Genomic DNA, 19274 nt, shown 5'->3' on the forward strand with positions numbered 1-19274 from the left:
CCATGCTGCTACTCATTCTCAGAATTAGGACGCGTTTTACAGTGTAAAATGGCTCTCTCTAGAAGTTCTAATGCCGAGCTATCTGCTTCTGGAAGCTTAGCGTCCGATTGACCTAACGGCTCAACACGGCTACCCCACTTAATATGGCCTGCCCCCCAAGTTAAACCGGCACCGAATGCCGCCACAAGAATGTTTGAGTTAGGTTTAACAAAGCCTTGCTCTAACGATTCACACAATGCAATCGGCACAGTCGCAGCCGATGTGTTGCCGTAGTTTTGAATGTTCACAAACGCTTTCTCACGTTCAATGCCCGCCATATCACACAGAGTTTGAATAATTCGGATGTTCGCTTGGTGCGGAATCACAACATCGATGTTTTCAGTTGAGATGCCAGTGCGACTCAATACTGTATGTGCTGCAGCGCCCATTCCTTTCACTGCACGCTTGAAGATCTCTTTACCAACGAAATCAAAATCCCAGTAACCGTTATCAGCAGCAAAGCGGTCCATAGACGTACCGAATTTTGGTACTGCTAGAATGTCACGGCCCTCTGCGTCACAACCGATTTGAGCTTCTTGTAAACCCACTTGTTCTTCAGTACGCGATAAAACCACAGCGCCAGCGCCATCACCGAATAGAACCGCAGTATCACGCTTGGTCCAATCGATGAAGAATGAAAGACGCTCTGCACCCACAACGATCGCATTGCGGTAGTTGCCCGCTTGAATCAATCGAGTTGCTGTTTCAACACCGTAGATAAAGCCTGTACACGCTGCATTAAGGTCAAAAGCTGCTGCGCTCTTGATGCCTAAGTTCTGTTGAACTTTAGACGCGGTATTTGGAATAAGAGAGTCTGGACTGCACGTCGCTACGATCACAAGATCGATATCTTCGGCTGTTAAACCAGCACACGCCATTGCATGTTGAGCAGCAACGGTCGCTAGCTCAGAGGTATTTACATGACTGATACGACGATTTTCGATACCAGTTCGAGTACGAATCCACTCGTCAGACGTATCAATGAAAGTGCTTAAATCATCATTGGATAGCACGGCTGGTGGCAGACACTTTCCCCAGCCCGTAATTTCAGCGTAAAATTTTGTCATCATTTACCTGTTTATTGTTTGTTTTTATTTGAGTATCTTATTCTTGTTTTAAACAGTATAAGCGTTCCGTACATGATTCGTAAATCGCGTTAGGCACGGAGACGCAATAAAAAGAGAAAGTTATGTCTACATTCAACACACGTTGCCCTTCTTGCGGTGGCGTAAACCGAGTTCCTTCAGAAAGAATTTCAGAAAGCCCTACTTGTGGTAAGTGCAAAAACGCACTTCTAGACGGTGCACCAATCGAAGGTACGTCACTGAATTTCCAATCAATTTTGAACAGTTCACAGCCTGTCGTTGTCGATTTTTGGGCGACATGGTGCAACCCATGTGTAGGTTTCGCACCTGTGTTCAGCGATGTCGCTAAAGAGCGCGCTGGCGATATTCGATTTGTTAAAATTGATACCGAAGCTCAACAGCAACTGGCGGCTATGTATCAAATCAGAAGCATCCCAACGGTGATGGTGTTCAAGAACGGTCAACGTGTTGATACGATTAACGGTGCACTGCCAAAAGGTCAATTTGATCAGTGGCTTAATCAAGCACTAACTAAGTAATACTATTGGTTAAGCTATTGATTTAGCATTACTTAATTCTAAGTAAGCACACAAAAATAGGTTAGAGAGTCTTACCAAATCAAGACTATCTAACCTACTGTTTTATTTATGGTTATCACTTAACTTCTTGAATAAAACTACAGCTTCGCCTTTCGCTTGAATATTAGATTCTTGCTTGCCAAACCCGTATTGCTGTTTGATTTGATCTGCGACTTTCTCAGCAATCATAATGGTTGGTGCATTGGTGTTTGCCCCAATCAGTGTCGGCATCACAGAAGCATCAATGACTCTCAAATTATCCAATCCATAAACTTTGAGATCTTTATCTACCACAGCTAAAGAATCGCTACTAGGTCCCATTTTACAGGTCCCGATCGGGTGATTCTGAGTGTCTGCACGATTGCGAATATCTTGCTCGATAGCCTTGTCATCACTGGCGTCCACAGGGTAGAAAGCATTGCCTCGGATATCATCAAACGCGGAACTCTCTAACATTTGATACTGCTTCTTCCAGCCCTTAATCATGATCTCCATGTCTTCAGGATGACTGAAAAACGCAGGATCGATCTTAGGCGGATCATAGGGATCATTACTATTGAGCGTTACGGTGCCGTAGCTCTTCGGTCGCAATAAGGTGACATGAGAGGTAAAGCCATGACTGGTATGAATTTTTCTAGCATGGTCATCTACAACAGCGACCACAAATACAAACTCTAAATCCGGTACAGCGATATGATCTTCGGAACAGAGAAAGCCTATTCCCTCTGCAAAATTACTGCTCATTTTACCGCGGCGTTCTTTGTGCCATAGTGGTAAGGCTTTGGTCATTTCAGAGGCCATTTGCAGCGAGATACCAAAAGTTTCACGCTTTTCACTGCATTTATACGAATGTACTAAGTCGATATGATCTTGAAGGTTCTTGCCCACTCCAGGTAATTCATGAACCTGTTCGATTCCATGTGTCTCTAGTTCAGTTTGAGCACCGACACCAGACAGTAACAGCAATTGGGGAGAACCAAACGCGCCAGCGGAAAGAATCACTTCTTTGTTGCATCGTATCTGATAACGCTTTCCGCTAGAACCATATTCAACACCAATCGCCTTCTTGCATTCAAACAAAACCTTATGTGTGGTGGCTTTAGTCACGACCGTGAGATTCGATCGTGAAAGGTTTGGCGTTAAGTAAGCCTTGGCAGCACTGCATCGTTCACCATTCAGCTGTGTTACCTGCGTCGGCATCGCCCCAAACTGAGCAGCGCCGTTAATATCCTCATTGCGAGGTACACCTATAGATTCACACGCCGTTAAATAACGTTCCAACATAGGGCTTGGCGATCTAAGATTGGCCACATTAAGAGGACCACCTTGGCCATGGAACTCATCTTGGTGGACTTCGTTGTTTTCTGCTTTCTTAAAGTAAGGCAAACAGGATTCATAGTTCCAGCCAGCATTGCCCAAGCTTTCCCATCTATCGTAGTCATAGCGATGTCCACGAGCGTACATCATGGCATTGATAGAGCTAGAACCGCCAAGTGTCTTACCTCTAGGCTGATAGCCTTTACGACCGTTCAAACCCGGCTGTTCAACCGTTTCGAATGCCCAATTATTGAGTTTGGTTGGCATCATCGCCACCACGCCAACGGGTGTGTGAATGAATGGGCTGGTGTCTTTACCACCCGCTTCTAACAAGCAAACCGTCACATCAGGATCTTCCGACAGCCGAGAAGCCATCACACACCCAGCTGAACCACCGCCAACAATAATAAAATCATAACTATCCATTTGCCATCTCCGCTATTTCTAGTGGGTGTAACTCACGCTTCAAGATTTTTCCGGTTGCTGTCATGGGTAAGGCTTTACGAATGAATACCTTACGCGGGTATTTGTAGTCGGCGAGTTGCTCACGACACCATGCTATCAAGGCGGCACTATCACATTGCGTATGTTCGTGAAGAACCACATGCGCGTGGATCTCCTCGCCTAAATGTTCATGATGCTCGCCTACCACCGCGACCATTTCGACATCGGGGTGACACATCAACACTTCTTCGACTTCACGTGGATAAACGTTGTACCCACCACGAATAATCATGTCTTTAACACGGTCAACAATGAACAAATTGCCATGCTCATCGACGCGACCGATATCTCCCGTTAAGAACCAACCATCACGAATAGATTCAGCTGTCGCCTCTGGCCTTTGATAATAGCCTTTCATCACACTTGGGCTTTTAATGCAGACTTCGCCGAGTTCACCCATAGCGACAGAGTTGCCTTGTATATCAGTAATCTTGATGAGGTGGCCACATAAAGGCTGACCGACACTACCCGATAAACGATCGCCATCAATATGATTAAAGGTCGCAACCGGCGCCGTTTCCGAGAGCCCATAACCTTCTAAGACTGGTAATTCAAAACGAGATTCAAACTGTCGTATAACCTCAAGCGGCATAGAAGCACCGCCAGAAACACCTAACCTCAAGCTGTGTTTAACCTGTTCAGAGCGTTTGCTTGTGTTTTCTAAACTATCAGAAGACTCTTCTCCCGCCTTTAATAGCGCGATATACATAGTAGGAACACCCGCAAACACGCTGACTTTATGGCTAATGATCTGTTCAATAACCAATGACGGTTCAAAACGAGGAATCAACACCATGGTGGACCCTGTTAGCACACTCGCGTTCATCATCACCGTCTGACCGAAGCTATGGAATAAAGGCAGTGTAGCCATTGTGGTGTCGCTGTACTCCAATCTCATTAGATACTGTGACGACATCGCATTGGTTTGCATGTTGGTGTGGGAAAGCTCAGCCCCTTTTGGTTGACCCGTCGTGCCAGAGGTATAAAGGATCACAGCGGTATCATCGCCATGACAAGCCACAGACTCAAAAGGAGTAAAAGGTTGTGCCAACCAATCAGCGATTGATTCATGCTCCTCATTACTTTCTAAAGTAGTGTCTGTGTTTGTTGGGATAGGCATCTCGACAAAGTGTTCACAGTGGTTTGCCTGCTCAAAACCTTGTAAACCATAGCGACCAATGGGAAGCTCTTCACTGCCGTCAAAACATAAATAGGCCTTCGCGTTAGAGTCATTAAGGTGATAAGCGATCTCTCTGGCCTTGAATAGCACGTTCAAAGGCACGACTACACAACCCGCTTTTAGAATCCCGTAATAGGCTATCGGAAAGTAAGTCACGTTCGGGCATGACAACGCTACCTTATCTCCGTTCTGCAACCCAAGTCTTTTTAAGTTAGCAGCCACGTTTCCAGAAAGTTGTTCTAACTGAGAAAAACTGATTTCATCCGATCCCATACGCAGAGCGGCTTTAGTTGGAAAAAGCGAAGCGCTACGCTCCAAATTAACAGCAAGATTGTGCATCCATGATCTCCTTGTGCGGCTTAGACCTGTTTGTGACGGTCACCGTAGACGTTCTAATCGTTGTAATAAGTCTCTTTCTTGTCATCACGAGCCTGCACATTGGTGTGTCATGTAGATAAGAGTCGTTATTGAGCAAAATGTTTGAGACGCTCCAATGTGCAGCCCAATAAATTACAACATTTCGATAACATTTCGAACAGGTTTCAAAAAGACAAAAACCGGTGATATTCGGACACAGCCTGCGCTAGCCCAATAAAACCTTGCACACATAAACCAAAATTTGGAACAAGCTTGCGAAAGTGAGAACAAGCAACAGGCGTAAATGTTAAAAGTTCGGTTAAGATATCGATATTCAACAAGAGGCAGCTTATGGAATACACCGCAGTTTACGAACCCGACATGCAAGCATTCGGCATTCTGGATCTTCAGTTGCTGCATCGTTACCTGTCGCCTGTTCTCAGTATCGAAGAGTTGCTCGAAGGCAGTAACATCGATGCTCTCCAACTCAACACACCCGATACACACATCACTTTGGCGCAAAAGCTTGCTGTGTTCAGTAATGCGTTAGCGAATTCCAACGAAGACGGATTGGGGCTTAAAGTTGGCCAACAAGCGAGGTTCAGCGATTTCGGCGTGCTCGGTTATGCGGTGTTTAGCAGCGAAACACTACTCGATGCCTTTTTAATCGGGTTTAAGTATCTGCAACTTGCTGGCCCTGTCCTCAGGAAAACCATGTCTGTAGAAGACAACATTGGTTACTTTCGCGCAGAGCAACTTATCGAACTCGATTCTTTACTGCCCTTTTGTTGTGAATACTGGTTCGCAGCGATACACAGTTTGTGCGAAGAGGTCTTACAGCAGCCCTTTCCTTCTCAAGTGATCCGCTTCCCCTATCCAAAACCTGAATACGGCGATCTATACACAGAGATTTTCCGCTGCCCGGTTGAATTCAATAGTGACCGGCTTGAATGGGAGTTCGACGCAACCACATTGTATTCATCTCTTCCTACCGCCAACCCCATCACTTTACAGATGTGCTTAAAATCGTGTGATGACATGTTGGCAAAAGTCAGTGCACCCAGTAGCCTCAAAGAGAAAGTCTCTCAGATGCTGATTGAAAGGCCAGGATGTTACCCTTCTATAGAATCCATTTCTTCAGAACTGGGCATGTCTTCTCGAACTCTGCGTCGTCACCTGAAAGCAGCGGATACAAGCTATCAGAAGATACTGGACCATGTTCGCTTTCACCTTTCCCGGCACTACCTTTCTTCAACTCGAATGAGTATTGAAGAGATATCTGAACGAGTTGGCTTTTCTGATAGCGCTAACTTTCGTCATGCCTTTCGTAAGTGGAGTGGTAACTCGCCACGTCAATACCGTAAAGAAACGGTCTAACACTTAAAATCCCACTCAATCCAAATCATAAAAAGACAATCACGCTGCAATCTTTTTCTAAATTAAACCACCAATGAACAACGGCTTAACGACTTTTTGCCCGCATAAAATCTCGCCAAACCACCAAATATCGCAACCGTATTTTAGTTTAGTTGGTCGATAAATTTCTTTTATCTTAACGACCATTTTTATTTGTTTTACCCAATTCAGTTTCTCCCCCATAGTCGCGGAAAATTCATCGTTTCTTTTACTATCAGAGGCTCCTGCATTGGACAACATCCAACCAACAACTCGCATAACTGTTCCTGTTATTGCATTGTCTTTTTACGCGATCGCTTCAGGCTACTTAATGAGTTCATTACCATTAATGCTGTCTGAGTATGGCTTAGACAAAGATCTATCGAGTTGGTTGGCGAGTGCATTCTATGCAGGTCTACTGGCTGGTACATTATTGATTGAACGTGCCATTGCGCGTGTTGGCCACAAAGATGCGTTCGTCATCGCATTGAGTGTGTTCATCGCAACGATCCTTGTATTGCCATTGATCCCACACCAAGCAGTATGGCTACTAGCTCGCTTTGTGGCTGGTGTGGCGGTTGCAGGTATCTTCGTGATTGTAGAGTCTTGGCTAATGAGCGGCGACGAGTCACAACGCGCAAAACGTCTCGCTATCTACATGTGTTCACTGTACGGCGGTTCTGCAGTTGGTCAGCTTGGTATCGGTTACCTAGGTATTACTGGTGGCGTACCTTTCATCGCAATGTTCACCCTTCTGTTTGGTGCGATCATTGTGCTGATGTACGGACAAGCAACTCCACCACAGATCCACGATGCGCAATCTTTGTCTTTAAAGCAGATCAGCAAATTAAGCCACAGCGCGCTAATTGGCTGCATTGTTTCCGGATTAACGCTAGGTGCGATTTACGGCTTGATGCCAGTTGAACTTGCTCAACGTAACATTGCACACGAAGACATTGGTGGTTTGATGGCTTTGGTTATCATGGGTGGTATGGCTGTACAGCCGATGGTGACTTGGTTATCTCACCACGTAGGACAAGTGTTATTAATGGCTCTGTTCTGCCTGCTAGGGGTTGCAAGCATTGGTGTGCTGACTATCAATCACGATTTCTACGTACTAGGCATGAGCTTGTTCGTATTAGGCATGGCCACATTTGCGCTATACCCAATCGCGATTAACTTAGGTTGCCGTAACCTTGACCCAAGCTACTTGGTGTCAGTGACTCAAATCATGCTACTTTGCTACAGCATCGGTTCTGTTGCGGGACCAATCGTTGCAGACAGCTTTATGGATTCACAAGCAGGATTGTTCACTTACCTGTTCGCGTCTCTACTTGCTACAACGATCTACATGTTGATTGCTAGCCTAAAGCGCTCTCACCTACAGATTGCAGGCGAGTAAGCTTAAATAGACAGACACTAGATGCGTGTCATTAGGGCTCCGAGTTCAGACTTTATGTCTAAGCGAAGGGCCCTTTTCAACTCATGCCTATATGTAACCTTCTTCTCCCACACTTCTCATTTCATCGTGCAAGGCTAACCAAGAAGTCGATGGCTCTTTCGATATTGACTGGGTGATAAACCGAAATGCTTTTTGAAGCGATGCGAAAAGTTATAAGGATCTTTGTAGCCCAAGCGATTAGCAATCATAGAAACTGACCAATCTTGATATTTCAACAGGCTGGTGGCTTTATCCATGCGTAATTGAATCAATTTACTGCGTGGCGACAGGTTAAATAGCGTCTTGGTGACTCGATTGAGCTGCTCTTCACTGATAAACACTCTTTCAGCCATCCCTGCCACTGTCCATGGCTGATGCAGACTACTTTCAATTTCGTTATAGAGCGCTTGAACACGTGCAGTGGTGCTGGTCGACTTAGGCTCAAACCCCGTCAATGTTCGGATAATTTCACTCAAGAGTAACTTACGGTAACTGGCTCTACCGCCTATCTCAAAGTAAACCAAGTTCATTAATGACCAGATCTGCTCACACTCTCCAAAAGGCACAATCCCCTGTCCTAAACTTGCTATGTGCTGCCATTGCTTGGTGTCAGGCGTCAGCATCCACGCCATTTTCCAATAATTATATTGAGGATCGAGTTCAAAACGAAATGGGGTTTCAGCAGGAAGCACCACGAGTGTATAAGGTGTAATCGCTTGGACCGATGTTGCGGTTGTTAGAATGCCGCCACCTTCCATAGTGAAAATCAACGTATGAACATTAACGGATTCGCGCTCAACCCAGTAGCCATCATATAACTTCGCCATGCCGCCCATATAGACACCAAAGCTTTTCATCTCTGGAATATCTTCAACGGTCAAAAAACGTTCTTTGCACTGTTCAGCGAGAAAAACATCATCATGCCAAGTTGATTTTGGTCTCATTGAATCAATGACGGATTCGCACAGGTTTTGTTGTTTTTTAAACATGTTGTTACTTCGCTCAAATCACTATAGTTCTGCCATAAATCGGAGAGCTTATGACAACTAACATCAACCCTAACTCATCTATGAATAACAAGCCAGAGAGCATCTTACCTCGTATCGTTAAACTGGGTTTACCTGTTGCTTTACAAAGTGCGCTTGTCGCTATTCTTGCCCTTGCTGACGTATTAATGGTCAGTGATTATGGTATGGAAGCAGCTGCGGCTGTGGGAATTGCATCAAAATGGCACTTCGTTGCTATTATGATTATGGCAGGGTTGGCCTCAGCAAACGGAACATTAGTCGCTCAATACTGGGGAAAGAACGACCGAAAAAGCGCGCGAACGGTATCATCTATCGCAATGGTGTTTGGCTTAAAAGTTCTGCTGCCTGTTACTGCAATCATCACTCTTGGTTCTCAGTTTTTAATGATGTTGCAGACCAGCGATCAAACCGTGATTGAACTTGGCGCGACTTACCTGTGGTATGGATTCCCTGTCCTTCTGCTGACTCACATTGTGGTCGTGGTAGAAGCAAGCATGCGCTCATCAGGTGACACCGTAACACCACTATTGCTTGGTGCGGTCACGATTGCCCTCAACATCGCACTTAACTTCGTACTCATTAAAGGTGCCTTCGGTATTCCAGCGATGGGCGTTGCAGGTGCGGCATTGGCAACCACTTTAGCGCGCTTGATTCAAGTGGGTTTGATGTATGGCTATATGCGCATGCGTAAACACTGGTTGTTAACCACGCCTAGCTCACCACATCGTCCGTCATTATGGTTGTCTTACCGTCGTATTGCTTTGCCACTAACGATGAATGCCGTGTTATGGGCAATGGGTACTATGGCATACCAAATGATCTTCGGTCACATGGGCACAACGGAACTTGCTGTGTTCTCTATGCTCGCGCCTTTTGAGTCGCTGTGTTACTCGATATTCTTTGGTATTTCTGTAGCGTGTTCCGTGTTGCTTGGTCACTCACTCGGTCGTGATGAGTTTGATGACGCTATGAGTATGGGGCTGACATTCATTAAAGCCGTCGTTGGATTTGGCGCGGTTGTTGGATTGCTACTGTTTATGGGCAAAGAGCATGTTCTAACATGGCTGAACCTTTCTACAGATGCGCTCTACCCGCTCGCTTCACCTGCAATGACCATTATGTGTTTTGCTGTGGTGATTCGTATGCTGAACATGGTGATCATCAACGGTATCATTCGCGCTGGTGGTGATAATACGTTCTGCCTTCGTATGGACTTCATCGCAATGTGGATGGTCGGCATTCCAGTATGTGTTTACGGCGCGTTTGTCGCTGGATGGGATTTCAAATACATCTATGGTTTGATGTTGGTGGAAGAAGTGGTGAAACTGGCAATTTGTTCTCATCGTTACCTAAGCCGACGCTGGATCAACAACCTAACGGTGACCTACGAAGAGCCTCAAGCGGCATAGGCTACTTGGCTAGATTCAAGCTGAGATGGAAGTGTATCTACATCAAAAAGGTCTGCGCAATCAGACCTTTTTCGTTTCTTCAGCAACCACTTTTAAACGCCAGTTACTTCTTATTCATTCGGATATGGCGGTTCGACACATTCGACAGTGGCTTCTCAGACACTTTTCGCTTTTCATGTATCAAATGTCTGATCGCTAAAATCGGATGCTTGAGTAACATTCTTGGCCCAGCATAGCGCATGACTAAACGCATCTGCTCTTTCGGATCGGGCTTATAGCAATGAATCGGACACTTATTACAGGTCGGTTTGGCTTCACCATAAGGGCATCTATCCAGTCGTGTTTCGGCGTAACGCAACAGTTGCTCACACTCCTCACATAACGCGTTATTCTGACGAACTTCACCGTGGTGATCTTTGCAATAGATGTGCACCATCGCAATAACGGTTTTGTACTCCGTTGCGAGCTCACCTTGTAGAATATTGTTATGTTGGAACATGTTTTAATTACCTAATGAGAAACCGTACAGGTTGAGATTAACGCTTTCGCTTATCACATCTTCAACTCGCTCGAACACAAAGCCTAACTTAGTCAGTAGTGTGATACTTCGAATGTTATCAGAGGTAGTGATGGCAACTAAATGATCGATATCAGCATTCTGCTTAGCTTGTTCAATTATCGCCTCCGCGGCTTCTTGGGCAAAGCCTTGACCATAAAACTCAGGAGCAAACCCGTAGCCAATATCATGCGACGCTAAGGTGTCTCTTTTTATTAATCCGCAGATACCAATTGGCGTTGAAGTTTCTTTGATTTCAACCATCAACAAACAGACACCCTTCTCTTCATGCATCTTAAGAATGTTGTTTTCAATGTACTCGACAGCCTTTTCAGTGTCGTTGATTTCCTTATCACCAATGTAACGCAGGAAATCTTCTGAGCTGTATAGTCGTTGAATAAACGCCGCATCTTGAGGTGTGATCATTCTTAATCTTAAACGTTCGGTCTCGACTGACTGCATAGTGATATTTTCCTTGCTGAATACCATGTAAATATTGAGTTCTAGAGCTAAAATGATTATCCTCCACCGCCTAAACTAAATACAAGGCTATGCAGCAATGAACCGTAAGAAAAAAATCAATCAAATTCTAAAAAAGAAGCAGAAACAGGCGAATTCTAAACTGCATAGTAGCAACAAGCCTCGCTACATCTCTAAAGCTGACCGTGCAAAAATGGAAGCTGAAGAACAAGCGAAAGCAGCTCAAGAGCAAGCTGAAGGTTCAGTAGAAGCAACGGTTGAAGCTGAAGAGACAAAAGCTGCAGAGTAAGTTTATACTCGCAGTCCTCTTGTCTGACACTCTTTTCAGAGCCAACAGACAAGAACAAAAAAAGCAGCCTATAATTGGGCTGCTTTTTTGATCGTACTTTTTTCATTACGTGGTTTATTAGCTAACTTATTTTAGCCACTTAGCCTTTGAAAGGCTGAACTTCCCAGCGTGCAAACGGTGCTTGAGCATTAATCCCCGCTCGTCCCCAGCGGTCAACTGAATCAACCACTAAGATACGCTCATTCGGTACCAATGATTTAATCAAGTTGCTTGGCTTTTTCGCTGTGACTAACCATAGTGCATCGTCTTCTGAAAACATCGCTTTGAGTTTGGCTTTGTCTTGAACTGTCCATTCCAGTTCAGCTTTGAACATGCGTTCTTCAACAAACAGTTGGCTGCCAGAGGCGAAATCTTCCAAACTTTCTGAAAGCAACAATACTGAATCTACGTCGTTATCCAATAACACCGCTTGTTGCTTGTTAATCAGTTCACGAACATCAAGCATCACGCGTTGTAGGTTGCTATCAATGTTCTCAGCTTGCGCCGGCCACAACAACTTAAAGTCATCAGCCACAATTGCCGCCATACGCGTTAGATTGGTTGGGTTTAACCACGCGTATTTAGACACTTCACCATTTGATAACGTCAGCGCAGCTACACCTTGCGCGCGCGGTGTAATCGCTTGAGCCGCATCCACTTCAACCAAACGGATATTGCCCTGTCTTGCGTATACAAATGTAGGATCAGCTTGCCAAATAGATGACAGCGTTAATGCTACGGTCGCCTTTTCGCCGGATTGAAGGACTTTGCTTGCGCCTTTAGTACCAAACCAGTTTGGCAGACGATCAATGCCGTAGCGCTTTGGTGGCAGATATTCGGTGGTAATGTCTGTGCCTTTGGTTAGCTCTGTCGCCAAAGCATAAGTCACAGGCGTACTGGTAAGGATATCCTCGGCATTAGCACTGATAGACACCATTGAGCCGGCCAACCATAGGCTGCTAACGGCACCAACTTTAGTAATAGCCTTCACTGTTCTTGAGATACGATTAATTAAAGAGGTCATGATTATGCCTTTCTTATAATCCGGTATAGCGTTGCCGCTAGGAAAAATGTCGCTGAAACGATGATGATCGAAGCGCCCGAAGGTACTGGTAGTTTCAATTCCATAGGTAAGACGGTTCCAACTAAACACGCGACTGTTGCCAGTAATGCCGACAGCAATACAAAGTTGCCCATGCGTTTAGTTAGCAAGCGAGCTGTCGCACCTGGGATCAGCAATAATGCACCAACCAGAACAGCACCTACGATCTTCACCGCTGCAATCGTCACTAAGGTGATCATCATGACAAACAAGTAGTCGTAGAAACTGGTGTTATAACCACGAACCTTGGCAATATCAGGGCTGATACAGGTTAGAAGAATACGGTTGAACGTCGGTATCAAGAGCAAAATAATGATCGCGCAGCTGCCTGCGAGAATCGCTAAGTCTTGGTCTGTTACCGTCAAAATCGGACCAAATAGTACGTTCTCAAGCATGTGGATGTTGATCTTACGCGCCACGTACATCAGCAATGCCGCACCCACTGCCAGTGCTAAAGCAAGGAAAACGCCAACTAAAGTATCGTATGGCACATTGGTTCTGTTTCTTACAAAATGAAGAAGCAGCGCGAAGATCATACAGAAGCTAAACAGACCAATAATTGGGTTTTCTGGTGGCTCGCCAAGCAACACACCTATAGCGATACCGGTTAATGCCGCGTGGCCTACCGCTTCAGAGAAGAAAGCCAAACGCTTAGCAATCACCAAAGTACCCAGGCCACCTAGTAACGGGCCCAGTAACAATGCAGCAACCAGTGCATTGACCATGAACGCATACATGAAGCTGTCAGATAACCAACCCGCTTCAACACCACTTACGGCAAGTTGTCGTAGCCAATCCATTACGCAACCTCCTTCGGTTTGTTCATCGCAGCACCACTGCTGTAATGCTGGAATAAGCTTTCAATCTTACTTGGATGTAGTACCTGTTCGTGTGGACCACTATCAACCAAGAATCGATTCACAACATGTACATTGGCTTCAAGGCGACGTACTGCGGTTACATCGTGGTGAACCGCAAGGATCGTGCGACCCTCGTCAACACATTCACGAATCAGCGATTCAAGATAACGAACGCCCTGCTCGTCCATACCGGTCGTTGGTTCATCCAACACCAATAGACTTGGGTTATCCAATAGCGCTTGAGCAAACAACACACGTTGCTGCTCACCACCCGACAACTGTCCCATACGGCGATCGCTACGTGTCGCCATACCCACTCGATCCAATTGCGCGAGTGCAAGATCCAATTGCTTAGACTTACGACGCCAAAATAGCGGAATTCGAGTTTGGTTAAGCAACACGAAATCCATGACCGTCAAAGGCAAGCTCGATTCGAAGGTCGCTTTTTGAGGAACATAACCAATACTTGGCTTTTCTGGCCAATGAATATTGATTTGCCCAGAGAAAGGCGTCAAACCAAGAACAGAGCGCAGCAAAGAGGTTTTGCCTCCGCCGTTTGGCCCCATGATCACATGGCACTGACCCGCTTTAAGTTCGAGCGAGATATCATCAAGAATTACGTTGTTATCGTATTGCAGACCGAGTTTATTAATTGAGATTGATGGACCTAACATTATGCGTTCCCGCTTTTAGCTTGGTTCGCCGCCGCAAATTTCATTGCTTCGATTAATGTCTCGAGATTCTTCTGCATCTCAACTTCGACTTTGTCGTCTTCATATTCGCCATGCGTCATGTGAGAGAAACGGTAAAGCTGAACACCCGTTTCCGCTTCAATCGTGTCAACAAAACGGTTTGGCATGTTTAGCTCGTAGAACAACACGTCAATGCCCGATGCGCGGATCTTTTCGATCGTTTCTTGCAACTGGCTCGCACTTGGTTCAACACCGTGTGCAGGCTCAATCACCGCCGCAACATCCACCCCAAACTCTTGAAGGATGTAGCCATACGCATTGTGCGTAGTCGCTACCTTCATACCTGATGTATCTAGCTCACCTAATGACAACATCGCATCGCGCTTCATAAAGCGAAATTGCTTTGCGTATTTACGTGCATTTTTACGATAAAAAGCCGCGTTGTCAGGGTCGAGCTTAGAGACCTCACTCGCGATGGTGTAAACCTTTTGAATTGTTGTCGAAAGCCCAACAAAGGTATGTGGGTTAACGGCACCTTGACCAACAGACTGACCAAGAGCAGGAAGTAGAGGCACTTCTTTGTTTGCTTCGATCACGACTAGGTCATCACGTTGCGCGGCTGAAATCACTTTAAGCGCGAAGTCATCGTGACCAATACCGTTTACCACGATGGCGTCCATCTGGCTCAATCTCTTCAAGTCGTTCGGTTGTGGCAAGTAGTTATGCGGATTAAAGCCGGCATCAACCAAAGGAAGGATGTTCACTTTGTCGCCTACTACTGCTTTTACGTAGCTGTAGTAAGGTTGAAGCGTGATACCAATCGTCAGCTTGTTGCTGTCGATCTTATATTCTTTTGCCAATGCATTGGGTGCCATGAACACCGCTAATAACGACATGAACAGAGTCATAATTCGCATAGTAATTCTCTTATTATTAGTGAGCATCGCTTTCATGATGCTGTTCAATTTCTGATTCGTTCACGACCATTTTCCAACCCGTAGACTCTAGCGTGTGTTGGTCAAAAGTAGCGGGCTGTTTCGCTACACCGCCCAAGAAGATCCAGATTTCAGGAGAAACGCTGTTCGCATTTAAAATAAAGGAATCCGCAAAACCATGATCGGTAGGCGTAGCTTGTTCACTTGGAGTAGAAAAGTAATAACCACGCTCGTCCAGTACCCAAGCATGAGAACCTTTGCGCTTCCAACTCTGATCTTCTACAAACGGGGCAACCCATTCATCTTTAAGTGATGCAACACTCGGCCATTCACCATCTGAGTCCATGCGCAGGTCACGGATTTCTTCATGCGCTAAACGCAGCTCTGATAGCATCGCCAAGTTTTCTTGTTCAACATCAGTCACTAGAATTTGATGATCAAGCACTGCTTTAACGTGGGATTCAGCCTGATGAAATGGGATTGCGACAGTTGCAAAGCAAAGGATGAACACAATGATCAGTCCTACCCATTTGCCCTCTCTGCCGCCCGTATCAGCACGTACGCTTTGAATCATCATTTTTCACTGATCTCTACAACATCAACTTCAACTGGAAACTCATGACCTGAATCGAACACAAGGTAGAACTCAGTGTCAGGATGTGGGAATTCAACGATAGAACGTTTATCTGTCATCTCTTTTGCAATCAAGTTGTCTTCGTAATCGTACATCTCAACTGCGTAATCAATCGCTTTGCTGCCATCCGAATAACCCGCTTCACAAGCAACAGTCTTACCTTCAAACCAGCAGCTCATCAGTGGAAAGTGTGCTTGCGCAGGTAATGCAGCGAAACCAAGTCCCAATGCTAAGCAAGGAGTCATTAAAGCGTTAAGTTTTGTTTTTATTGTCATGGTTCGTACCCTAGCCACAGTGCAAATTCTCAGAAGTAAACTGAGCGATAAAGGGCTCAAATGAGCCCTTAAGTTTTTTTGATTCTTAATCAGGGATCTAGCCCCGATATCACAGACTATTGAAGCAGCGCTTCGAACGTTAGGTGAACGTTCGCGCTTGCTTTGTCTGCCAGTGGGTTGTCAATCAACTCACCTTTGTAGTTCGCTTTCATTACGTAACGACCTGCTACGTCTGGAGTAAACGTGATTTCACCGTTCTCATCACTCACCACATCAATCTGCTCTTGGTGGTTGCGGTAAAGCGTACCTTCACGAGTAATCTCCGCTTTCACGTCTTTCTGGATTTCACCGTTGTAGAAGAACTGGAATGTCACAGGTTCGCCTTCAACGATATCTGAAGGGTGTGTCACAGGCTTCATTTCTAGAAGCTTGCCTTCAATTTTGAACACTGAATCCGTTGGCTTACCTACCGTGATGTAGCTTTCTGCACGAGTGAAGCTGATCTGCGTTACCACGTCACGTGACTTTTCAGGTAGAACTGAGTCACGCTCAGCTTTGTTTGCTTTAATCCACTTCACCGTGTCACGGCGACCCGCTTTGTATTGCGTGTAGTAAGACGGCTGGTTGTTGATCGCCACTTTGTGTGTACCTTCTTCTTCAAAATAGAAGTCGAAGATTGAACGACGCTTGCCACGAATAACGAAGTTAGGACGCTCGCTGCGGCCATCTGGCATGATGACATGAGCATTTTCGCTGCCAGCAGGCTTATCAAAAACAAACGTACCGTGAGACGCAGTAACATCGAACGTTAGCCAATCACCACCTTCTTTAGATACAGTAAAGTGAGATGGCAAAATCCAACGTGGGTGAGCTTGTGCCGTTGTCGTTGCTGCTAGGCCGAATGCCATCACACCCGCTAGAGCAAGTGCTTTGATTTTTGTCTGTTTCATCATGTTCAATTCCATTATTCATAATTGTTAGCCGTGTCGCTCTATCTGAGCCTACGATGACCACTGTCTATTCTGTTCAGCTTGGTTTTAGTTCGTACTTACTAGTTACTGTTCGTACTTACTAGTTACTGTTCGCACTTACTAGTTACTGTTCGCACTTACTATTTAGCGATGTAGTTCAGGGTGATTTCACCCGTCTCTTCCGTTGCTTTTAATTCGTAAGATATGTTTGAATCTGCGAGTGATACTTTTTGGCGAAGGTAATTACGGCCACCGTGTTCACGAACCACTTCGATATGAACCGTGTACTCGCCTTGTTCTAACGTTTCACCGCTGTCGCTCTTACCATCCCACACGAAACGGTACTGGCCAGCAGGACGTGTTGCAGACGTCACAGCATCAACCAGTTCACGATCGTAACGGCCAACCTTTCTCCACCAGCTGCGCAGATCCTTAAGCCATTCGTCTTTACCGACCCAAAGCTCGATGGTTTTCACTGACTTTCGTTCGCTATTCTCTACCCACACCGCCACATAAGGACGTGCATACATAGAGGTATCAATCTTTGGAAGCTCAAAGCTGACATCCAGTTTTGCCGTATCAGGAATCGCTTGTGCCATACCTAGGCTTGGCAAAAGAGATAAAGCAAGAAGCGCCTTGCTCCAGTTCATTTTTAACAACCTTTTAAATCCGTTTAACCTTAAGTTCGCTCTTCAATCCGATTCATCAATCGAATCAAGCGTTAAGGCACGGCGACAAAATAGATAACCAATGAGATTGCAGACCCAAACACCGTCCATTTGATGGAAGTATTAAGCGTCTTTTTCTTAGGTAACAGTAAGCACACGCCAGTAAGCACAAAGAAGATCATCAATAGCGCAGTGATATCGATAAACCATTTCCATACTTCACCGCTGTTACGACCTTTATGCAGATCGTTCAACAATGCGATAACGCCGTAATTAGTGGTTTCGACTTCTACAAACTCAGACGTAACGTCAACAAAAACGGAAGCGTTGTAGCCGGGTCCTTTGAAGTCCATAGATACCTCACCGATGAGCAACTCACCATCTTCAATCTCTGCATAGATGTCCAAACCAGAAGGAACGCCGGAGAGGTTGGCTTCTTCGAACAGAAACGTTTCAAAGGCTGTCTCGTCAGCTTTTAAACGTCCGTCTTGAACCGTAAATAAACTTGTAGGAAGCGTTAGCGTAGAGCGTTGGATATTGGGTTGGCTTGATTCAAATAACTCAGGTCGGTTCAGGGTGATACCGGTTACTGAGAAAAAAAGAACCACGAACAGAAGCGCCATAGAAATATAAACATGAAGTCGACGAGCCCATGACTGAACCGCCCTACTTTTTAACGACATACAAACCAATACCTATAAATTTTATGGCGACAATTTAGTTGATAATCATTCGTATTGGCATTCAATTTACATTGTTTACGTTTGCCGAGTGGCGTAAGGAAATTTACATAACATTACATGGGAAGTAATCGAACTGTATGCATATTCTTGCTAACGTGTACTAAAGGGATTTGATTCGTTTTATTAGAGGTTATTGATAACAGGGTCAAAGCTCAAAAAAGCTCAATCTCAACATGCTTGATTGAGATGGGTTTAAGGTAACAGTCGTAGCTTTAAGGATAGAAAGTTGGGACTATTTGATCACTGGTTTGATGATAGCTAATGAAGCTTAAAAGGATTTGAAATGCGTATTTTTGTTTTGGCTTTTGCTGCGCTAGTGACGGCGTGCACCAGCCAAATAATCAGCACGGAAGAACATATTCAAGAATACATCGGTTCAGACATAACCGATGTACAAGAACGTTATCTCACCGAACGGTCACGCCCTATCAGTTTTTGGGCGTCTCGAAACTATGCTTGGATTGAAACCAAGAAACCGTTAGACAATGGTTATACAGTACACGCATTCAAAAACCCTTATCGTGACTGCACCATTAATTGTGTTGCTGATACCAGCGGCGTGATTCAAAGTGCTACGTCCAGCGGCACGATGTGCGAGCCTTAACTGCCGCATTGGAACGATAAAGTTCAAAAAGCTTTAACCGCCAAAATTAAAAAGGGTGTCATTTGAACCATCAAATGACACCCTTTTCTCTAT

At 45.2% G+C, this 19274-nt stretch carries 22 protein-coding genes; 6 read left to right on the forward strand and 16 right to left on the reverse strand.

Going from position 1 to position 19274, the window contains the following annotated elements:
* Positions 1–8: 8 nt before the first annotated feature.
* Entirely contained in the window at positions 9–1106 is a 1098-nt protein-coding gene (locus tag ACED46_RS03825; protein WP_102333615.1) for a ketoacyl-ACP synthase III, read from the reverse strand.
* Between the two features lie 122 nt (positions 1107–1228).
* Here ACED46_RS03825 and trxC point away from each other — a divergent pair, with 122 nt between their 5' ends.
* Positions 1229–1663 carry a thioredoxin TrxC gene (gene trxC, locus ACED46_RS03830; RefSeq protein ID WP_371720925.1) on the forward strand — a complete coding sequence of 145 codons (435 nt, stop codon included), beginning with the start codon at positions 1229–1231 and terminating at the stop codon, positions 1661–1663.
* 102 nt (positions 1664–1765) lie between these two features.
* On the opposite strand, the gene ACED46_RS03835 is transcribed toward trxC, so the two are convergent.
* Positions 1766–3445, reverse strand: coding sequence for a GMC family oxidoreductase (locus ACED46_RS03835; protein ID WP_371720926.1), 1680 nt, complete (start codon positions 3443–3445; stop codon positions 1766–1768).
* Positions 3438–5042, reverse strand: a complete 1605-nt coding sequence (locus ACED46_RS03840; RefSeq protein ID WP_017060127.1) for a long-chain fatty acid--CoA ligase — start codon at positions 5040–5042, stop codon at positions 3438–3440. The genes ACED46_RS03835 and ACED46_RS03840 overlap by 8 nt, the downstream gene beginning before the upstream one ends.
* A 369-nt stretch (positions 5043–5411) precedes the next feature.
* Between ACED46_RS03840 and ACED46_RS03845 the strand changes: the two genes are divergently transcribed.
* Positions 5412–6437, forward strand: coding sequence for an AraC family transcriptional regulator (locus tag ACED46_RS03845; protein WP_017069105.1), 1026 nt, complete (start codon positions 5412–5414; stop codon positions 6435–6437).
* Between the two features lie 57 nt (positions 6438–6494).
* On the opposite strand, the gene ACED46_RS03850 is transcribed toward ACED46_RS03845, so the two are convergent.
* Positions 6495–6734 carry a hypothetical protein gene (locus ACED46_RS03850; RefSeq protein WP_017060129.1) on the reverse strand — a complete coding sequence of 80 codons (240 nt, stop codon included), beginning with the start codon at positions 6732–6734 and terminating at the stop codon, positions 6495–6497.
* On the opposite strand from ACED46_RS03850, the gene ACED46_RS03855 reads away from it, so the two are divergent.
* The gene (locus tag ACED46_RS03855) at positions 6706–7857 is read left to right on the forward strand and encodes an MFS transporter (protein ID WP_029235229.1); all 1152 of its coding nucleotides are present in this window, start codon (positions 6706–6708) and stop codon (positions 7855–7857) included. The genes ACED46_RS03850 and ACED46_RS03855 overlap by 29 nt on opposite strands.
* A gap of 134 nt (positions 7858–7991) precedes the next feature.
* Here the strand turns inward: ACED46_RS03855 and ACED46_RS03860 are convergent, their stop codons facing one another.
* Positions 7992–8885: an AraC family transcriptional regulator gene (locus ACED46_RS03860; RefSeq protein ID WP_017060977.1), complete on the reverse strand. Its 894-nt coding sequence runs from the start codon at positions 8883–8885 to the stop codon at positions 7992–7994.
* Between the two features lie 50 nt (positions 8886–8935).
* Here ACED46_RS03860 and ACED46_RS03865 point away from each other — a divergent pair, with 50 nt between their 5' ends.
* Complete coding sequence (locus ACED46_RS03865; RefSeq protein WP_017070971.1) at positions 8936–10333, forward strand: MATE family efflux transporter; 1398 nt, start codon at positions 8936–8938, stop codon at positions 10331–10333.
* Positions 10334–10436: 103 nt separating this feature from the next.
* Here the strand turns inward: ACED46_RS03865 and ACED46_RS03870 are convergent, their stop codons facing one another.
* Both ACED46_RS03870 and ACED46_RS03875 read right to left on the reverse strand, forming a co-directional pair.
* Complete coding sequence (locus ACED46_RS03870) at positions 10437–10832, reverse strand: nitrous oxide-stimulated promoter family protein (RefSeq protein WP_017064560.1); 396 nt, start codon at positions 10830–10832, stop codon at positions 10437–10439.
* A gap of 3 nt (positions 10833–10835) precedes the next feature.
* Entirely contained in the window at positions 10836–11351 is a 516-nt protein-coding gene (locus ACED46_RS03875; protein WP_017067858.1) for a GNAT family N-acetyltransferase, read from the reverse strand.
* A gap of 97 nt (positions 11352–11448) precedes the next feature.
* On the opposite strand from ACED46_RS03875, the gene ACED46_RS03880 reads away from it, so the two are divergent.
* Positions 11449–11658, forward strand: a complete 210-nt coding sequence (locus ACED46_RS03880) for a DUF2986 domain-containing protein (protein ID WP_017060973.1) — start codon at positions 11449–11451, stop codon at positions 11656–11658.
* Positions 11659–11797: 139 nt separating this feature from the next.
* Here ACED46_RS03880 and ACED46_RS03885 read toward each other — a convergent pair whose 3' ends face one another.
* The 9 genes from ACED46_RS03885 to ACED46_RS03925 all read right to left on the reverse strand — a co-directional run bounded on the left by ACED46_RS03885 (position 11798) and on the right by ACED46_RS03925 (position 18517).
* Entirely contained in the window at positions 11798–12721 is a 924-nt protein-coding gene (locus ACED46_RS03885; protein ID WP_371720927.1) for an ABC transporter substrate-binding protein, read from the reverse strand.
* A 2-nt stretch (positions 12722–12723) separates the two neighbouring features.
* Positions 12724–13599, reverse strand: a complete 876-nt coding sequence (locus ACED46_RS03890) for a metal ABC transporter permease (protein WP_371720928.1) — start codon at positions 13597–13599, stop codon at positions 12724–12726.
* Entirely contained in the window at positions 13599–14333 is a 735-nt protein-coding gene (locus ACED46_RS03895; RefSeq protein ID WP_371720929.1) for a metal ABC transporter ATP-binding protein, read from the reverse strand. Before ACED46_RS03895 ends, ACED46_RS03890 begins: the two co-directional genes overlap by 1 nt.
* Positions 14333–15268 (reverse strand): metal ABC transporter solute-binding protein, Zn/Mn family, encoded by a 936-nt coding sequence (locus ACED46_RS03900; protein ID WP_104216034.1) that lies wholly within the window; start codon positions 15266–15268, stop codon positions 14333–14335. Before ACED46_RS03900 ends, ACED46_RS03895 begins: the two co-directional genes overlap by 1 nt.
* A 16-nt stretch (positions 15269–15284) precedes the next feature.
* Positions 15285–15863, reverse strand: a complete 579-nt coding sequence (locus ACED46_RS03905; protein WP_029235381.1) for a DUF6162 family protein — start codon at positions 15861–15863, stop codon at positions 15285–15287.
* Positions 15860–16195 (reverse strand): hypothetical protein, encoded by a 336-nt coding sequence (locus ACED46_RS03910; RefSeq protein WP_017062543.1) that lies wholly within the window; start codon positions 16193–16195, stop codon positions 15860–15862. Before ACED46_RS03910 ends, ACED46_RS03905 begins: the two co-directional genes overlap by 4 nt.
* A 116-nt stretch (positions 16196–16311) precedes the next feature.
* A complete protein-coding gene (locus tag ACED46_RS03915) occupies positions 16312–17148 on the reverse strand; it encodes a DUF4198 domain-containing protein (protein ID WP_017062544.1) in 837 nt (278 codons plus the stop codon).
* A gap of 158 nt (positions 17149–17306) precedes the next feature.
* Positions 17307–17825 carry a DUF2271 domain-containing protein gene (locus ACED46_RS03920; protein WP_371720930.1) on the reverse strand — a complete coding sequence of 173 codons (519 nt, stop codon included), beginning with the start codon at positions 17823–17825 and terminating at the stop codon, positions 17307–17309.
* Positions 17826–17887: 62 nt separating this feature from the next.
* Positions 17888–18517: a PepSY-associated TM helix domain-containing protein gene (locus ACED46_RS03925; protein ID WP_017062546.1), complete on the reverse strand. Its 630-nt coding sequence runs from the start codon at positions 18515–18517 to the stop codon at positions 17888–17890.
* Between the two features lie 343 nt (positions 18518–18860).
* On the opposite strand from ACED46_RS03925, the gene ACED46_RS03930 reads away from it, so the two are divergent.
* Positions 18861–19181, forward strand: a complete 321-nt coding sequence (locus ACED46_RS03930; RefSeq protein ID WP_371720931.1) for a hypothetical protein — start codon at positions 18861–18863, stop codon at positions 19179–19181.
* The last annotated feature ends 93 nt before the right edge of the window (positions 19182–19274 follow it).

Source organism: Vibrio sp. 1S139, assembly GCF_041439475.1.
Classification (GTDB): domain Bacteria; phylum Pseudomonadota; class Gammaproteobacteria; order Enterobacterales; family Vibrionaceae; genus Vibrio; species Vibrio crassostreae_C.

Bases quoted from the DNA above. Each gene is read 5' to 3' on its own strand.
- ACED46_RS03835 (WP_371720926.1), bottom strand. From the start codon at position 3,445: ATGGATAGTTATGATTTTATTATTGTTGGCGGTGGTTCAGCTGGGTGT.
- ACED46_RS03890 (WP_371720928.1), bottom strand. From the start codon at position 13,599: ATGGATTGGCTACGACAACTTGCCGTAAGTGGTGTTGAAGCGGGTTGG.
- ACED46_RS03925 (WP_017062546.1), bottom strand. From the start codon at position 18,517: ATGTCGTTAAAAAGTAGGGCGGTTCAGTCATGGGCTCGTCGACTTCAT.
- ACED46_RS03915 (WP_017062544.1), bottom strand. From the start codon at position 17,148: ATGATGAAACAGACAAAAATCAAAGCACTTGCTCTAGCGGGTGTGATG.
- ACED46_RS03870 (WP_017064560.1), bottom strand. From the start codon at position 10,832: ATGTTCCAACATAACAATATTCTACAAGGTGAGCTCGCAACGGAGTAC.
- ACED46_RS03875 (WP_017067858.1), bottom strand. From the start codon at position 11,351: ATGCAGTCAGTCGAGACCGAACGTTTAAGATTAAGAATGATCACACCT.
- ACED46_RS03840 (WP_017060127.1), bottom strand. From the start codon at position 5,042: ATGCACAATCTTGCTGTTAATTTGGAGCGTAGCGCTTCGCTTTTTCCA.
- ACED46_RS03905 (WP_029235381.1), bottom strand. From the start codon at position 15,863: ATGATGATTCAAAGCGTACGTGCTGATACGGGCGGCAGAGAGGGCAAA.
- trxC (WP_371720925.1), top strand. From the start codon at position 1,229: ATGTCTACATTCAACACACGTTGCCCTTCTTGCGGTGGCGTAAACCGA.
- ACED46_RS03860 (WP_017060977.1), bottom strand. From the start codon at position 8,885: ATGTTTAAAAAACAACAAAACCTGTGCGAATCCGTCATTGATTCAATG.
- ACED46_RS03825 (WP_102333615.1), bottom strand. From the start codon at position 1,106: ATGACAAAATTTTACGCTGAAATTACGGGCTGGGGAAAGTGTCTGCCA.
- ACED46_RS03900 (WP_104216034.1), bottom strand. From the start codon at position 15,268: ATGCGAATTATGACTCTGTTCATGTCGTTATTAGCGGTGTTCATGGCA.
- ACED46_RS03865 (WP_017070971.1), top strand. From the start codon at position 8,936: ATGACAACTAACATCAACCCTAACTCATCTATGAATAACAAGCCAGAG.
- ACED46_RS03850 (WP_017060129.1), bottom strand. From the start codon at position 6,734: ATGCGAGTTGTTGGTTGGATGTTGTCCAATGCAGGAGCCTCTGATAGT.
- ACED46_RS03910 (WP_017062543.1), bottom strand. From the start codon at position 16,195: ATGACAATAAAAACAAAACTTAACGCTTTAATGACTCCTTGCTTAGCA.
- ACED46_RS03845 (WP_017069105.1), top strand. From the start codon at position 5,412: ATGGAATACACCGCAGTTTACGAACCCGACATGCAAGCATTCGGCATT.
- ACED46_RS03895 (WP_371720929.1), bottom strand. From the start codon at position 14,333: ATGTTAGGTCCATCAATCTCAATTAATAAACTCGGTCTGCAATACGAT.
- ACED46_RS03885 (WP_371720927.1), bottom strand. From the start codon at position 12,721: ATGACCTCTTTAATTAATCGTATCTCAAGAACAGTGAAGGCTATTACT.
- ACED46_RS03930 (WP_371720931.1), top strand. From the start codon at position 18,861: ATGCGTATTTTTGTTTTGGCTTTTGCTGCGCTAGTGACGGCGTGCACC.
- ACED46_RS03880 (WP_017060973.1), top strand. From the start codon at position 11,449: ATGAACCGTAAGAAAAAAATCAATCAAATTCTAAAAAAGAAGCAGAAA.